Source organism: Aliiglaciecola sp. 2_MG-2023, from assembly GCF_030548145.1.
Lineage (GTDB): Bacteria > Pseudomonadota > Gammaproteobacteria > Enterobacterales > Alteromonadaceae > Aliiglaciecola > Aliiglaciecola lipolytica_A.
In genome coordinates this window covers 1-15,575 of record NZ_JAUORY010000038.1, presented here as the reverse complement: position 1 = coordinate 15,575, position 15,575 = coordinate 1, and the positions used below count along the sequence as shown (strand labels likewise).

Annotated in this window: 16 protein-coding genes and 1 tRNA gene; 6 read left to right on the top strand and 11 right to left on the bottom strand. The window is 41.4% G+C overall.

Annotated elements, in window-relative coordinates; genetic code table 11:
• Positions 1–301 precede the first annotated feature (301 nt).
• The 3 genes from Q4567_RS21470 to queE are packed head-to-tail and all read right to left on the bottom strand — an operon-like array spanning position 302 to position 2,262.
• A complete protein-coding gene (locus Q4567_RS21470) occupies positions 302–1,144 on the bottom strand; it encodes a transporter substrate-binding domain-containing protein (protein ID WP_216048022.1) in 843 nt (280 codons plus the stop codon).
• A gap of 3 nt (positions 1,145–1,147) precedes the next feature.
• On the bottom strand, positions 1,148–1,564 hold the full coding sequence (locus tag Q4567_RS21465; protein ID WP_216048021.1) for a hypothetical protein: 417 nt from the start codon (positions 1,562–1,564) through the stop codon (positions 1,148–1,150).
• Between the two features lie 14 nt (positions 1,565–1,578).
• A complete protein-coding gene (gene queE, locus Q4567_RS21460) occupies positions 1,579–2,262 on the bottom strand; it encodes a 7-carboxy-7-deazaguanine synthase QueE (RefSeq protein ID WP_252729112.1) in 684 nt (227 codons plus the stop codon).
• 112 nt (positions 2,263–2,374) lie between these two features.
• Here queE and queC point away from each other — a divergent pair, with 112 nt between their 5' ends.
• The 3 genes from queC to hemW are packed head-to-tail and all read left to right on the top strand — an operon-like array spanning position 2,375 to position 4,802.
• Entirely contained in the window at positions 2,375–3,031 is a 657-nt protein-coding gene (queC, locus tag Q4567_RS21455; protein WP_216048019.1) for a 7-cyano-7-deazaguanine synthase QueC, read from the top strand.
• Positions 3,032–3,045: 14 nt separating this feature from the next.
• Positions 3,046–3,666 (top strand): XTP/dITP diphosphatase, encoded by a 621-nt coding sequence (locus Q4567_RS21450; protein WP_216048018.1) that lies wholly within the window; start codon positions 3,046–3,048, stop codon positions 3,664–3,666.
• Positions 3,663–4,802 carry a radical SAM family heme chaperone HemW gene (gene hemW / locus Q4567_RS21445; protein ID WP_303502323.1) on the top strand — a complete coding sequence of 380 codons (1,140 nt, stop codon included), beginning with the start codon at positions 3,663–3,665 and terminating at the stop codon, positions 4,800–4,802. Before Q4567_RS21450 ends, hemW begins: the two co-directional genes overlap by 4 nt.
• A 13-nt stretch (positions 4,803–4,815) precedes the next feature.
• Here the strand turns inward: hemW and Q4567_RS21440 are convergent, their stop codons facing one another.
• From Q4567_RS21440 to Q4567_RS21410, 7 genes are all read right to left on the bottom strand, one after another.
• Positions 4,816–5,604: a DUF2884 family protein gene (locus tag Q4567_RS21440; protein ID WP_216048016.1), complete on the bottom strand. Its 789-nt coding sequence runs from the start codon at positions 5,602–5,604 to the stop codon at positions 4,816–4,818.
• A 90-nt stretch (positions 5,605–5,694) separates the two neighbouring features.
• The gene (locus Q4567_RS21435; RefSeq protein WP_303502320.1) at positions 5,695–6,201 is read right to left on the bottom strand and encodes a DUF1566 domain-containing protein; all 507 of its coding nucleotides are present in this window, start codon (positions 6,199–6,201) and stop codon (positions 5,695–5,697) included.
• Between the two features lies 1 nt (position 6,202).
• A complete protein-coding gene (locus Q4567_RS21430) occupies positions 6,203–7,909 on the bottom strand; it encodes a DUF1566 domain-containing protein (RefSeq protein WP_303502317.1) in 1,707 nt (568 codons plus the stop codon).
• Positions 7,910–8,051: 142 nt separating this feature from the next.
• Positions 8,052–8,537 (bottom strand): PAS domain-containing protein, encoded by a 486-nt coding sequence (locus tag Q4567_RS21425; protein ID WP_216048013.1) that lies wholly within the window; start codon positions 8,535–8,537, stop codon positions 8,052–8,054.
• Positions 8,538–8,539: 2 nt separating this feature from the next.
• Positions 8,540–9,535, bottom strand: coding sequence for a response regulator (locus tag Q4567_RS21420; protein WP_216048012.1), 996 nt, complete (start codon positions 9,533–9,535; stop codon positions 8,540–8,542).
• A gap of 821 nt (positions 9,536–10,356) precedes the next feature.
• Positions 10,357–10,695 (bottom strand): DUF3718 domain-containing protein, encoded by a 339-nt coding sequence (locus tag Q4567_RS21415; protein ID WP_252729057.1) that lies wholly within the window; start codon positions 10,693–10,695, stop codon positions 10,357–10,359.
• 429 nt (positions 10,696–11,124) lie between these two features.
• A complete protein-coding gene (locus Q4567_RS21410; protein WP_216048011.1) occupies positions 11,125–11,454 on the bottom strand; it encodes a hypothetical protein in 330 nt (109 codons plus the stop codon).
• A 356-nt stretch (positions 11,455–11,810) separates the two neighbouring features.
• On the opposite strand from Q4567_RS21410, the gene Q4567_RS21405 reads away from it, so the two are divergent.
• Positions 11,811–13,223 (top strand): YdgA family protein, encoded by a 1,413-nt coding sequence (locus Q4567_RS21405; RefSeq protein ID WP_303502311.1) that lies wholly within the window; start codon positions 11,811–11,813, stop codon positions 13,221–13,223.
• A gap of 177 nt (positions 13,224–13,400) precedes the next feature.
• Positions 13,401–13,477, top strand: a tRNA-Ile gene (locus Q4567_RS21400).
• 157 nt (positions 13,478–13,634) lie between these two features.
• Here Q4567_RS21400 and Q4567_RS21395 read toward each other — a convergent pair.
• Positions 13,635–14,522, bottom strand: coding sequence for a LysR family transcriptional regulator (locus tag Q4567_RS21395; RefSeq protein WP_216048000.1), 888 nt, complete (start codon positions 14,520–14,522; stop codon positions 13,635–13,637).
• A 111-nt stretch (positions 14,523–14,633) separates the two neighbouring features.
• Between Q4567_RS21395 and Q4567_RS21390 the strand changes: the two genes are divergently transcribed.
• The gene (locus tag Q4567_RS21390; RefSeq protein WP_303502307.1) at positions 14,634–15,371 is read left to right on the top strand and encodes an SDR family oxidoreductase; all 738 of its coding nucleotides are present in this window, start codon (positions 14,634–14,636) and stop codon (positions 15,369–15,371) included.
• The last annotated feature ends 204 nt before the right edge of the window (positions 15,372–15,575 follow it).

Sequence of the window (15,575 nt, the reverse complement as noted above, 5' to 3'; positions counted from 1 at the left end):
CGAAATCCATGGCCTAAAGGCCATGCTACAATCCCGAGAAATACATCCTGTAGTCGGTGGCTTTAGCCCCGAGATGGCGAAATCCATGGCCTAAAGGCCATGCTACAATCCCGAGAAATACATCCTGTAGTCGGTGGCTTTAGCCCCGAGATGGTGGCTTCAGCCCCGAGATAGGTTGGAAAAACCCCGATATTGGTTTATCTCTGGACGAAAATCCATGGCCTAAAGACCATGCTACAACCTTGATGTTGGTTAATCTCTGAATGAAAATCCATGGCCTAAAGGCCATGCTACTGTGTGGTTAATACCATAATTCTTTGCGGTCGATTGGCATTTCTGGTGCGATTAATGGGTTATCGATTTGGAAAAAGAATCGTTTGTCCATATTCGAGCGCTCGAAAATATCTTTGAATTCTGCTAAAAATAATTTATCAAATTGGCCGTTGGCGATGGCTTTTTCTAGACCATTTTCTAACAACTTAGCTAATGTACGATTACTTTTATTCACGAAAAAATACATGGCTGCCGGATATTTAATCCCTAAGGTGGGTTCAACCACAATGGATTCATCCATAAAATTGGCGTCGTACTCTTTCCAAACTTCGATTAAAGAACGGGGAACAAAGTCACCTTGATTATTCGCCAGCATAGTGAATAAATTTGAATAGTTTTTAGAGGTTATGACATCAAACCCATTTGACTGTAAGATTTTAGTATCGGGCCAATCAAAACCTTGAATAGGCTTAAATTTGAGCAAGCTTTGCATTGTATCTATGTTCTTAAATTTAGTAAGCCGATTTTTCTTAACTAAAAATACTCGCCAACCAATTAAGCCTTTGTAAATCGGGATTCGAATAGGCAAAAGTCTACTTTCTCTGTCCGTATCAGTCATGCTCCAAACAACGTTAACAGATCTGTTTTCTGCCAATTGTTTTAACGACTTTTCCTGCAACATAACAACATTGGCAGCTTGTAAATTATAGTTAACTCCGGTCTGGTCTAAGGCTAAAGCTAGCAGCTTAACTGGATAGTCTTGGCGGCGATCATCGTCGGACATCGGTCGAGGATAGGTTATTTCCCATGTTGCTGCTGTGGCAACATGGCAAAATACTGACAATATCAACATTCCAATTATCTGTTTCATTGCTTAAACCCCGTGTTGTTTCATCAACTGACTAAATTGTTTTTGTTCGTCATCGACCACTATGATGAGAATCTTAAACAAGTCCACTTCATCTATTTGTAAGGTATAAGAACAATAGCAGTTAAATACGACTTTCTCATTTTGATCGCACAACGCCCATCGCACCTTCACAAAAATAACACTGTCAGATAAGCGCATTGATTGAATTATTTTGGGTGTATATTTGACCACACCACCGGTTTTTAATTTAGCAATGATATCGCCATTAATATTCTCAATTTCACTCTGAGAATGACAAATCATCTTAGTTTCGTCCGTCACTATCACCAGTGGTTTCCCAGAAAATTCTGAAACTTTGCTAACTAAACCTTGCTCCAATGCTTTGCCATATTCACTAAAGAACTTTTCTATTTTTTCCAACGACAACTACTCCATCACTCAATGCCAATGAACTTGTGGGTTTGCAACGACAACCGCCAATTTTTAGCTATACATGTTTTCACCGCCAGTTCAGTTGCTCTTTTTTGCTGACTAATGGGCTGCAAGTAAACTAACGGGGCCGGTGTTTGCTTAGCCCAGACTAACAACTCTTCAAGTTCTTCAATATGTTTTTCCATGGCTATCGGATGCTTGATTTCATTCGCTCGATAAATGGCATCCTCTCTAACCTTAAAACCTCCCTTCATATCGACTTTCGGCGAAACCGTCACCCAGGTCTTTGGGCTTACTTTTATTTCAAAGGTTCCGCTGGTTTCTACTGATACTGAATAACCGTGCTCAAATAAAGCGTCACATAATGGGCGCAAATCATACATACAAGGTTCACCACCCGTTAAAATTACATTTTTGGCCTGATAATTTTGCGCTTCGAACAATTTCAGCAATCGTGTAATTGACGTCGAAAACCAATGCTCAGACTCCTGTGATTCGGCCATCACCTGTTCAGCATCTACTTGAAATTGCTGGTCTAAAGTCCAAGTATGTTTGGTATCGCACCAAGCACAGCCAACTGGACATCCTTGTAATCGAACAAATATGGAAGGCACACCGGTTAATGCCCCTTCCCCCTGAATAGACTCGAACACTTCATTTATTTTATATTCTATGGGAGTTTGCAAATAGACTTCCTCTAGCACTTTGACTCGCTTAACGGCATAATTCGCCCTTTCCGGATTGCAGTCAAAGATTTGTAACTGCATTAAAACAACAGATTATAGAGAAGCAAGGCAAATGTCACAAAAGGTAGTGGTAATTTTTTCAGGTGGAATGGACTCATTCACTGTACTTAACAAAGTATTGCAGGAAGGATATGAAGTCTATGCATTGTCTTTTGACTATGGCCAACGCCACAACAAAGAACTGACTTATGCAGCAAATGTATGTAACGAGCTAAATATAGCGCATAAAATCATCGATATATCCGCTATCAACGAACTTATCGGCGGTTCTTCATTAACCTCTGACATTGATGTGCCTGAAGGCCATTACGAACAGGAAAGTATGAAGACCACTGTTGTGCCTAATCGCAATATGATTTTATTGTCGATGGCCGTTGGTTACGCTGTTTCATTGCATGCAAATAAAGTTTTTTATGGCGCTCACTCTGGTGACCATGCCATCTATCCTGATTGTCGACCTGAATTTGTGCATAAGATGAATGATGTGTGCGCTATTGCTAACTACGAAAAGGTTGAAATTGCTTGTCCATATCTGGATGTAAGCAAAACGGCAATTCTCACTGATGGTTTAAAAATGGGCTTGGATTACAATAAAACCTGGACCTGTTATAACGGTCGTGAAAAAGCCTGTGGGAAATGTGGTGCCTGTCAGGAGCGCCTTGAAGCTTTTGCAGACAATAATGCAACCGATCCCCTCGCCTACGAATAATACGAGTAATAAGCATGTCTAATCAAAAACAAAAAATTGTGCTGGCAACAGGCAATAAAGGTAAAGTCAGAGAGTTTGAACGATTGTTAGCAAACTTTCCTTATGAAGTTGTGCCGCAAAGTGAATTTGATCTGCCCGAGGCAGAGGAAACTGGCACCACCTTTGTGGAGAACGCCATCATCAAAGCTCGTCATGCCGCAAAGCTGACTGGCCTGCCTGCCATAGCCGATGACTCAGGCTTAGCAGTAGACGCCCTTGGGGGCGCTCCTGGCGTCTATTCGTCACGATATGCAGCAGCCGATGCCACGGACCAACAAAACGTCGATAAATTGTTGACTGAGTTAGAAGACGTCGCAGATGAAAATCGCAGCGCGCGCTTTTTATGCGTCATTGTATTTATGCAATCGGCCGAAGATCCTACGCCTATTATTTGCCAAGGCGAATGGCATGGACACATCAGTCAAGTACGGCGAGGCGAGAAAGGATTTGGCTATGATCCGGTCTTTTGGGTTTCCTCACAAAACCAAACCGCAGCCCAGCTGCCAGCGGAAGTAAAAAACCGTCTTAGTCACCGTGGTAAAGCCATGTCCAAGCTATTGGCAAGCTTATCCGACAAAATTGGATTAGTGGATTGATCGCCCCACCGCTATCCCTTTACATTCACATTCCTTGGTGTGTACAAAAGTGTCCATACTGCGATTTTAATTCCCATGGCATGAAACAGGCCATCCCGGAAAAAGAGTATGTTCAACATCTATTAGCAGATCTCGAGTTCGATGCTCAACAAGTCAAAGGGCGCACCGTTAACACTATTTTCATCGGTGGCGGAACACCCAGTTTACTAAGTGCTGAAGCACTGAGTACGCTATTGGTGGGGGTGTCACAGCGGGTTAATTTAGCCGCAGATGCAGAAATAACGTTAGAGGCAAATCCAGGCACAGTAGAAAGTCAAAAGTTCAACGATTTTAGCCAAGCGGGGGTTAATCGAATTTCCATTGGCGTGCAAAGTTTTCAGCCTGAAAAGCTCATCGCTTTGGGCCGTATTCACGATGATTCACAAGCCCTAAATGCCGCGCTATTTGCTAGAAACGCAGGCCTGAATAGTTTCAATTTAGACTTAATGCACGGATTGCCAAATCAATCTATTGATGATGCGTTGAGTGATTTGAAGATTGCCATTGAGCAAAGGCCACCGCACCTGTCTTGGTATCAACTTACCATAGAACCTAATACCCAATTTCATTCCAAACCACCGACTTTGCCGGATGACGATATCCTTTGGGATATCCAAGAACAGGGCCAGGCTTTGCTTGATGTCGCGGGATATAAACAATATGAAATCAGTGCCTACAGTCTGCCGGACCAGCAATGTCGACATAATTTAAACTATTGGCGCTTTGGAGATTATTTAGGGATAGGCTGTGGCGCTCATAGTAAAATTAGCGACCCCAAAAGCGGTTTAATAACCCGCACAGAAAAAGTTAAGCATCCTCGGGGTTATATGGATTTAAGTAAAGATTATCGATTTAAAACTTGGCAAGTCACACCTGAAGATGTGCCATTTGAGTTTTTTATGAATCGTTTACGTTTACTAGAGGCTTGTCCGAAACAGGATTACGAAATGCTCACCGGGCAAACTCTGACTAACCCCTTGCGACAAAACTTGGCGTTAGCGGTACAAAAAGGGCTGTTATCAGAGACGCCAAATGCATGGCAATTAACATCTCTGGGCAAACGCTACTTGAACACCTTGCTCGAAACGTTGGTGTGATTTGACTAGATTTTTAGTCAGTCATCTTGGTTTTTGAAGTAATGATGACATTGATGTCTTTCAGCTCCGGAATATTTTCCCGTAAGTTTTCTTCGATTTGATCTAAGTGATTCATTTTTTTACAAAACCAGTGGGCTTTCTTGCGTAAATATTGTGCTTTAGAGCCCACTTGCCTTTCCAATTCCTGTCCCATTGCTTCAATGCGCTGTGACAAATCATCTACTTTTTGCTCGGTTTCTTCGGTGCCACCATCACTTAGGCCACCAATAGCAGACAACACGCCGCCTAAAGAGGTGTTGAAGGCCTTTTCCAACTGCTCTTCTATTTCTTGATCAACTAAATCATTGACGTTTTCTAAGCGCCCGGGGCCGATGTAAAAGTTTTCATTGGCTTGAATGAATTTTTCTTTAATGCGATCTTGCACCCGCTGCAGTGAAGATTGGACTTTTTCGTAATTTGTATTATCGGTGCCAACCAAGCCCTGATAGACGTGCTCTACCGTTTCAACAGCAAGTTGCACACCTTCAGTGGCCAAAATAATCATTTTTGGCACCACATAATGTATTCCAGTGGAGAAGTCTTGCAGATCAGCCAATTGTTTAGGCGCAAGTTGAATAACATCACCAAACACAATCAATTGATTGGTATCATTGATTTGATAAATCGTACGGCTGTTATCATCCACAACACGGATCTGGCGATCGTTCACCACAACACCGTATTTTAGATCAATGTCACATTTGAGATCCGCAAAACTAGTCAGCGGATAAACCAAACATATTATTAACAGCAAAGCTCGCATTCATACATACCAATAATGACTCAGCGTTTATTGTGGACTGAATCTGGTAGGAAAAAAAGTAGTGAATAGACAAGCCGGATAAAATACAAGTTAATCGGCAGTACGCACTAATCTTACAAACACAAATAGGTCTTTTTGTTTGATTGAGTTACTACTATTGAAAAACGCGACAACCCAAGCTCTTTGCGAATCAGACAACGACGGCGTTGAACTCCAATAATCATCTGAAGGGGTATTAGGAAAGCGTGTTTCATTAATCGCAGGTCTTACGCACTGTCTTTCGGTGAGGCTAGACAGTTCTTTTACGTTAGGTAATCGCCATCCGTCTAAACTTGCAAATTCGTAACCATGGGCTTGCTGCAGGGCCTGTTGCCAGGTCAATGCATCGGCATCCCCAGTGCAACTGCCGTTTTCCCAGGTTTGCCCTAGACTACATTGCATCCACATTAAATCATGATCGGTATCGGTAACAGTGCCGTCGCCGTTATCAATAAATTGGGTTTCAGAGGCCGTAGCAGGCGAATCAGACAAACAAGTTTGCGCAGAAACTACACCACTGAGTAACGACATGACACAGGCAACCAGAGTTAATTTCATATTAACGTCCTCCTCGAACTAAGCGTACTTTGCCTAAGGTTGATTTGTTTAAAAAGTTATCATTGCCAGTGGAAAAATCAATGGCCCAAGCGGTTTGTGAAGCATCGTCAGATACGCCATCAGCACTGGGTTGACTGGTCCAATACCAAAGCGGAGATGTCACAAAATCGTCGGTATAAGGAAAGTAATTTAAATCTATTTTGGTCCCCGTAACATTACCGTAGTGAACCAACGAAAGTAGTTCATTATGGGTGGGTAATCGCCAATCATAAAAATTGCAAAGTCCGGCTTGGTTAACCGCTGCTACGAATGACTCGGTATCACATTGATCATTATCGCAGGTTAAACTTAAGCTGCCCTGCGTACCTTCGTAACCACCGTTTAAATCTTCTTGATACCAACTGAACGAATGTTCGGCGCCATGCAATTCACTATCATCGGTTTTCACTTCCCACACCAGACCAGTAGTATTGTCTCGCACACAGCTCCAATCTTGGCTAGTATCATCTTGTTCATCACCAATGGCGTCTAGTTTGGTAAAGTCGAATCCTTGCTCTCCACGTCCGGCTTTTTCTAACAAGCCATTTTCGCTAATGATGTCTTGCCCTCGTTGACCATCTTGACCTGGGAACGCCGACTGATGTTGCGTGCCATTTTGTGTCAAAGAGGCTTGTAAAGTAACGCCTGTGTCATTCATATTGCTAATCGGCAGAGGCTTAATCCGCACGTTGATGCTGTCTTCCACTTCATTTCCGTATGCATCCGTTACCATAAGCGTAAAAGTAACAAGCTCAGTTTGGGTCACTAAAGGCGCGATGGCATAAGTTTTTTCTGCACTACGATTATTAATCACTGGCACTAACTCTGAATCATTTAACCAGTCGAATAGCAACGGAAGACCAGCAGGGATGCTGGTGCTGGCTGCGCCTGTGAGCAGTATGATTTCGCCAGAAAAGACTTGATGATCAACACCAGCGTCGACTAAAGGCTGAGTTTGGCTAGCACTTAGTACCTGCAGCGTAATCGAGGCTGTATCCTGCGCACCTTCTTGATCGGTAACCGTTAATTCGAAGCTTAACGCATTTGCATCATCCAAAATCGGCGTAACAAACGCGATGCTATCACCATCTAAACTCACATTATCTAGCACATTGGTTCCGGCAGTTTGTTGCCAGCGCCATGCCGCTATTGGGTCAAGGCTGTCCGCTGGATCGACATCGCTGCTAGCACTACCATCTAAGGTAATTTCTATGCCTGCAGGGTAGCTACCATTGATAACAGGATTAAGAACTTCGATAAGTGCACTGGGCGCTTCATTAACTGGGTTTATTTGATATTCAACGGTATCAGAGCCCTGATTCCCATTTTCGTCGGTTACCACCAAAGTGAGTACATAAGTTAATATTTCTGTGGCGCTGGGAGCAATAAAAGTTGCTGCGGGTGAATTAGCATCTTCATGGGTAATGGTTAACGCCGGCGAAGCGCTCCAGCTGTATGTTAGCGTATCTGTCGTACCTTGGGCGGTGGCATTAAGCACTACGGTACTTTGCTCATTAACACTTTTATTAGTACCTGCATTTACCAATACATCGGGGGTTGGCTGATTAGTGTCACTATCTAAGGAGCTTCCTGAGCAGCTGGCGAGCAGTAAAACCATAGCGATAACTGCTACTACCTTGTATTGTCTAAGAAATAGTAAGTAATTCAAAAATAACCCCATAATTGATCAATCAATTTTAATCGATTAGCAAATAGATACGTCTGTGCGTCATTGATTTAAGTTTAGCAATTAATATACCAAACAAAGGTTATGGATTTAATAAAGGGTAAAATAAGGGGCTAGTCTAGATTTAACTGTTTCTTAAGTTTTCTTCTAATGCGCTCAATTTGACTTGTACCGACTCCAACCTTTTTTTATTTTCGGCCACATCAGTGACATCGTAAATCATCATGCAAATAGTACTTACCTCACCAGTTGCACTAGCTAACGGGGAAATAGTGATGTTTTGATACATAAAATCTTCACTACCAGTTATAGGACGGTAATTAGGAAATCTAAATAAGAATGGGCGTTGCTCCCAAGTCATGAATGCCCGAGTGCCTAGCTCAAATACCGGGCGCGTTTTGCGGCGAAACCATTGCGGGTGAATATCGGGGAATAATTCAAACAGGCTTTTATTCTGTACCTGACTTGGCAACAAACCGCTGTGGCTTTCCATGAATCCATTCCACACTTTGACCACAAAATCTTGATTCAGCACCACTATACCCACATCAACGTTTTGTACCATATCCATCATCCAATGGAATTCTGCCATTTCGTAATTTATCGGCATGGCTAATCCTCCAGTAGGTGTGAAAGTTTATAGTTCATCACCTGCATCGATTCTTCGGTAAACAACAACACCAAATCACACTGCACGTTGTATCCTTCTAAACCATAACTAAGCTCAATGGCTAAAGTTCTGCGCCACTTAGCCTTATTATGTGAAATAAGCTCGGATACACTTCTGTGTTGGCCCAACACAATGGGGTGCCCTTGACTGAAATTTAAATCAAGCTGATTGGCAAAGCCCCGCAAACATGTACCAATTAAAATGTTGGCGGCATCCATGAGTAATTCGAGTTGCACTTGGTCGTCGATTTCCTCCGTAACATTCATTATTTTAGCCACATCGCCAAAACTTGAATCACTCAGAATAAACAGAGCTTCCCCCGACACCCCGGCCCCTAAAAAGCCCTGACAGATGCCAGAAACAGAGTCTTTATCTTCAATGTCTTGCAGCATCATATGCAGTTCAGACACTTCAATTAGGTTTACATTAGGAATCGGTAGTTTGACGAACACGTTTAACATACGGGCTAAGTGATCGCCCGCCTGCCCCATGGCAATGTTAGTTATTTCTTGATAACAATCACGTATGTCTGCGGGCAAAGAAGAGGCAAGAATTTGCGCTTCTATTTGTTCTTTAGCAATGAATTGGTGTTTAACCAACACTGCATGAATTTGTTCAGGATTGACCGGTTTCTCGATAAACTCGATGGCCCCCAAAGCCTTGACTCTTTCATGGGCTGTTGGCTGCACATCACCAGAGATGACAATAACTTGCGAGTTCAGTTGATTTTTTTGCAGCATTTTCAGCGTTTCATAACCGTCCATTATCGGCATATTGAGATCAAGAAACATTAACTGCCCTTTTCCTTCTTCTATCGCAGTAATTGCTTCTTTACCGTGTTTAGCAAAATGAATCGCAACTTCCCAATCTCGGGGAAGACATTTAGCGACTTGTTTGCGCGCGACCATAGAATCGTCACATATCAACACTGAAAACATATTAATAAATATTCACTATTTAAAACGATAAGACATTGGATGAAATTAAGTCACAACTTAAGGGTAAAAATTTTCAACAAAAGCTAGAAAATTCATTCGCTTGTCAGTTGCTGTATGTTAATAAATAGCAGTGTTTGAAAATAACACCAATTAAAAGCCGTGTTTAATTTGATGGGGATCATGATTAAAGCTGTGATTCGCATATTTTTGATTTTTGCTTACTTACTCAAACTTGTGGCAAATCAATCGCCTGTGCAGATAGTCGATTAAATAAACACAAAGTTTGCAACTAGGAAGAAATTATTCGGTATTTTCAGATAGCCAAGGCGCAAAAAAAGAGGCTGTGTTTTGCAACTATCAGCCTCAATATAATCCAGGAATTAATACATGTTTAAAAAATGGGTTTCAAAAGCATGTATTCATCGGTTCACTACGCCGATACTTAAATCTATTCATACAATCCGTTGATTTACAGCGAATTGTGACGAAATCACACTATTCTGGGTTAAACACCTCCTTTGCTGTAGTTAACGTTTTTGGTTTGTGGCTTCTATGTCACAAAACCCTCTGTAGTATGGGCTTTAGCCCATGGAACACCATAGAATCACCAAACCTCCTGTAGCATGGGCTACAGCCCATGGAAAGCCATAGATTCACCAAACCTCCTGTAGCATGGGCTACAGCCCATGGAGCACCATAGATTCACCAAGCCTCCTGTAGCATGGGCTTTAGCCCATAGAACACCATAGATTCACCAAACCTCCTGTAGCATGGGCTTTAGCCCATGGATGCCAACATTTCCACTAAATCCTTAGCAATGACTATCTTTTTGCCAACCTATTGTCGTAACTGAGATTAACCTTGCGGGCTAAAAATCCAGCAGTTTCATGAGCTTCATGCATTGCCGCAAAATCAACGGCTGATTTACCATTACACACCAACCCTTTGGCTACGGTTTTATAATTTAAATTGCCCGATTTTATGGCTTTTTGAAGTTGTCTGGGATTATCACTCTTTAAAGCCTTGCAAACCTTAATAAGGGAAGCTTCTTGAGATGATGTAAAAGGAGAAGCGGCTAACGCACTATTCGTTGCAAATGCACCCAACATAACCGCTACAAACATTAATCTTTTATTTTTCACGTTATTCAAAAATTTCATTTCAGTTCCACCATTGTTTAACTTTGATTTGTGCCTAAATGAATTTCATTTGGGCTTTTATCCGCCTTAGTAACAACTACCTTTTATTTCCAGAACAAAGCAGACTTGATATTAACCGTAAGAGGAAAAAGCCAATGCGCACAGAAAATATCGCCAAGTTACAGATACATGAGACTAAGAGATAAGCCGTTAAAAAAGTGCGATGGACTATCGTGGAAAACTGTCAATTAACCTGAATTGAACACGCTTTGTTACATACAGGGGAATTTGTATTTAAAGTAGAGCAGCGAAAAAGCCACTGATCAGAGTAAATTAAAGACCAAAGAATTGAATGTAGAAGAATAACGTTGAGGTGATAAAAACAAGAAGCTAGTAAACGTTTAAGAGTAAATAGCAAAGCGGCCAGTTAAAGCCGCCTCGTCAGATCGGCTAAAACGCGTTGTCTTGATGAATCTTGATAAATAGAGGAGAGTCGACTTTGCTGTAATCAATTTTATACTCTTTACCATTCAGGGTTTGCACAAAAATTAATGTTTTTTCATCACCAAACACATCCGTCACAGTCACATCCACTAACTCGATATCTTGCAACTTAGCTTCACGTTTATTTTCCGGTACTTTACCGGTAAATTGCTTCAAGGCTTTGTGTGTTACTAACACTGGCGGGTTTTCTTCACCATTAAGAATAAGTAAATCCAATTTTCTTATTTTGTGAATTATGGTGTTTCTACCACTCACTAAGAAAGGTTTTTCAGTCATAAACGTCTCCGCAATGGCGAATTGCCATTTGTATAATTTTAAATCTGTAACTGTGGTTTGAATGTAACAAAGTTCTTTCTACCTTGCACCCCTATTTAATTGACTTTCAAGCAGATTTGGCAATTCTTACAGGCCCAAATAGAGAATTTAGCTTAGGAGATAATTAACAGTATATAAACATTTATCGTATTAGCGAAAATTTATATGCCGCAAATGTTGGCTCACAGTCAGTTTAATTGAGCAGGACACTATGTCATAATTCCAATTAACATCAGTAGGAATAATCTTTCTACTTCACTTTAAAAATCAAGCCGTTTCTAAGGAATATTTAACGGTTTTCAAGGACGTTTCATACAATGAAAAAACGCTATATTGTTCTCACCATTGTTTTAGCTGCAATTCTTATATTACCTAAATACATCAGCACACAAGTCAGTAGTAACATTGACCAATATATAACTGAAATCAATAAAATTAATGGCTACAACGTAGAAGTTGTAGAATTAAAAGATGGTTGGTTCAGCTCCAATGGCACACTCAAAGTCAAAATTTCATTAGCTCAAATGGCGGCTAATTCAGACATACCTTGGGCTGATGACGATACAGAGGTGTTATTGGACTTTACGTCTCATCATGGTCCAGTGATTTTTACCGATGGATTGGATATCGGCTTGATCAATTGGGAACTAGTTTATAACGGTGATTTATTAAGAAGTAAACTTGATTGGCCAGAAGATACCAATTTCTACGAACTTACCATAGGTAAGGGTTTGTTAGGTGGTATCGATATGGAAGATCGCATTGTGCCATTCTCTGTTATTGAAGAAAGTGAAAATCAGAAAGTCGTTTTTTCTGGTTATCAGGGGGAAGGAGAACAATCAGGTAGTGGCTTTTCGTATGAAGGAGATATGAAGTCGTTTCAGTTTACGTCAGACGAAGGTAAATTCGAAATAGAAAATTTCGAAATTTCAATGGAATCCGAAGGTGAACTATTCGCAGCGATGAGTGGCGAAATATTTGAATCAAATGCGGCAATGAAAATCGATAAAATGAATTTGTTAGCAGTTGGCGAAACGGAACAGTCAGTTAAACTAAAAGAACTATTGTTTTCAGTGGAATCAGAAATTGATGAGCAAGAACAATTCATGAATATCGCTCAGAACTTAAAGATTGAGAGTGTCAAAGCCATGGACTACGATGTGACCGACATTAAATTAGATGTTGAAACAAATCGTATAAGCCTAGTGTTCATCAAAGCATATCAAGAGTTTGCAAAATCCTTATCTGGATTAGACGAATATCAAATGCAGCAACAATCAATGAGCTTCATAACCCAAAACTTGCTACCGCTTTTACAAAGCCAACCGCAGCTAAACATCAGCAAACTTTCAGCCAATTTACCGGAAGGAAAGATATCAGGGCACAGCAACAATCAATTAGTTGGAATTGATGCAATGCCAGATGCAACTGGAGACCCTAAATTCTGGATCGATCACACGGTTTCAGAAACGCAACTAGAACTAGATAAAGATGTCGCAAACTTATTATTCACTCGTTACGTGACTAGCCAGTTGCAACTAAACCCACAAACGGCCGAGATGTCACAAGAAGAAATAGAACTTATCGCAGCACAGCAAGTGCCAAACATGATCGAAGGTCTCAAGTTACAAGGCTTTCTAGTGGAAAAGGATGATAAGTTGATATTAGAGTTCTCACTCAAGGACGGAAATGCAGTTTTGAATGGCAATGCTATCCCTTTGCCCTACTAACTTTGCAAAAAACCACGAGAAAAGGTAGCTTAACCGTTACCTTTTCATCGCTCCACAACAAAAACGCACAAATATTAAGCAAACGGTGATATCAGCCATACAAAATAATGACAACGCCAAAAAAACTGCTTATACTGCGCACCGTTTTGGAAATCCAAGTTCCAAACATCCTCAAATGGCCCGATAGCTCAGTTGGTTAGAGCATCCGACTCATAATCGGCAGGTCCCCTGTTCAAGTCAGGGTCGGGCCACCATTTTTTCTATATAAATCGGCTCTACCCAATAAACGGGGATCAGCATTCATCTTACCCGATTGATAACACCATCCCGACCACAATGGGTCATCACTCTTATTTGATAGTTTTCGAATAATTGACGAGATTCAACATTCAAAGATCAATAGCTGCATTACTAAGTGTCTAAAAACACGGTCTCCAACCAATCAATAAATACTTTTACCCGCGAAGCATGCTGCCTATTGCGTGGGTACAAAATAGATACTGGGGAAGGAGTGGGAGGATAATTTTCCAGTATTGGAATCAATGTACCGTTTTTTATATCTGATTGAACATGATAACGGGGAACCTGGACAATACCTAGGCCTAGTCTCGCCGCAGCCACTAATGATTCGGCAGCATTAACGGTCAGTGATATTTTGGGAGAGACGGTTTTTATCGTGCCTTCAATGCAGAACTCCAGCGGCGTTGCCACGCTACTTCCCGTAGCCCGAAAACCAACGATTTTGTGGGTTTTGAGATCTTTTATACTAGCTGGGGTACCAAATAGCCTCAAATATTCGGAAGAGGCCACTGTTACCTCTTCCAATAACACAATTTGTTTGCTCACTAAGTCTTCTACTTTTGGCGTTCCAACCCGAATGACACAATCAATACCTTCACGAATGACATCTGAAAACCGGTCACCCTCACTCATATACAGCTCAATGTCCGGGTAAGCGGTTAGAAATTGCGGGAGTTTAGGCATTAAGAAGTGGCGAGCCAACGTTCCATGTACATCGACCCGTAATCCTCCTTTGGGCTTTGCCCCTGAAAATACGGTCTCTGCATCATCAACGTCTTGGATTATCGATAAACATCGTCGATAAAATGCTTCACCATCTATAGTTGGAGTGACTTGTCGCGTCGTCCTCTCAAGTAAAACAACACCAATTCTTTTTTCAAGCCTCTTCACCACATCGGTCACTGTGGAACGGGCAATATTCAAGTCTTCGGCGGCTTTGGTAAAGCTCTGTCTCTCCAAGACCCGCGTAAACACGCGCATAGCATCGATTCTGTCCATTATTATTCATAATTTTCGGATAGTCATTCCGAATATTAGCTAATTATTCGGAATATGAAAAATGATACTTTCTCAATCGCTCAAACAAACAATCTTTTCTGAGGAATAATTATGATAAGTATTAACAAAGTAGCTTTAATAACCGGCGCTTCAAGAGGTATCGGGGCCAGTATCGCTAGACGCTTGGCAAATGATGGGTTTGCCATAGTGGTGAATTATGTAGGAAGTGAAAACGCTGCAAGAAATGTAGTTACACAAATTACAGAGGCTGGTGGCCGCGCAATTGCTCACCAAGCTGATGTATCTGATGCCGCTTCGGTGAGTACCATGTTCGACCAAGTGGAATCAACATTAGGGAATGTTGAGGTGTTAGTGAACAACGCTGGAATTATGGATCTTCAACCTCTTGCCAAAGCGGATGCACAACACGTCGACAGACAAATTGATATTAATCTCAAGGGGACGATAAATACTCTGCGAGAGGCTTCAGTCCGGCTTAATCATGGCGGACGTGTGATCAACTTTTCGACAAGTGTGGTGGGTCTCAAACTAGAGAATTACGGTGTATATGCTGCTACAAAATCGGCTGTAGAAACCCTAACGGCAATTATGGCCAAAGAGATGCGTGGAAAATATATTAGGGTTAACGCCGTGGCTCCGGGGCCGACAGCAACTGAATTGTTTTTAAACGGCAAATCGGACGAGTTGATAGACCGTATGGCCAAAATAAATCCGCTTGGGAGACTTGGAACACCAGATGATATTGCATCTGTAGTGTCGTTCTTGGCAAGTACAGATGGGGGCTGGATCAATGGTCAAGTAATACGTGCCAATGGCGGAGTCATTTAAGGAGTCCCCCATATCAAAAAGGTAATTTGGGTTACTTGATGATCTCGTGGATTCGTATTATTCATGGACAGCCACATATTTATTATGATTCATGGACAGCCACAAACTAGACTCTTAGGATATTATTCATGGACAGCCACAAACTAGACTAGAACTAGACTCTTAGGAAAATAGAATCAACTATGCTTTAGTATGATTAATTCA

Coding starts and splice junctions, on each gene's coding strand:
- Q4567_RS21470 (WP_216048022.1), bottom strand. CDS start 1,144: ATGAAACAGATAATTGGAATGTTGATATTGTCAGTATTTTGCCATGTT.
- queC (WP_216048019.1), top strand. CDS start 2,375: ATGTCACAAAAGGTAGTGGTAATTTTTTCAGGTGGAATGGACTCATTC.
- Q4567_RS21450 (WP_216048018.1), top strand. CDS start 3,046: ATGTCTAATCAAAAACAAAAAATTGTGCTGGCAACAGGCAATAAAGGT.
- Q4567_RS21440 (WP_216048016.1), bottom strand. CDS start 5,604: ATGCGAGCTTTGCTGTTAATAATATGTTTGGTTTATCCGCTGACTAGT.
- Q4567_RS21435 (WP_303502320.1), bottom strand. CDS start 6,201: ATGAAATTAACTCTGGTTGCCTGTGTCATGTCGTTACTCAGTGGTGTA.
- Q4567_RS21425 (WP_216048013.1), bottom strand. CDS start 8,537: ATGCCGATAAATTACGAAATGGCAGAATTCCATTGGATGATGGATATG.
- Q4567_RS21420 (WP_216048012.1), bottom strand. CDS start 9,535: ATGTTTTCAGTGTTGATATGTGACGATTCTATGGTCGCGCGCAAACAA.
- Q4567_RS21415 (WP_252729057.1), bottom strand. CDS start 10,695: ATGAAATTTTTGAATAACGTGAAAAATAAAAGATTAATGTTTGTAGCG.
- Q4567_RS21410 (WP_216048011.1), bottom strand. CDS start 11,454: ATGACTGAAAAACCTTTCTTAGTGAGTGGTAGAAACACCATAATTCAC.
- Q4567_RS21405 (WP_303502311.1), top strand. CDS start 11,811: ATGAAAAAACGCTATATTGTTCTCACCATTGTTTTAGCTGCAATTCTT.
- Q4567_RS21395 (WP_216048000.1), bottom strand. CDS start 14,522: ATGGACAGAATCGATGCTATGCGCGTGTTTACGCGGGTCTTGGAGAGA.
- Q4567_RS21390 (WP_303502307.1), top strand. CDS start 14,634: ATGATAAGTATTAACAAAGTAGCTTTAATAACCGGCGCTTCAAGAGGT.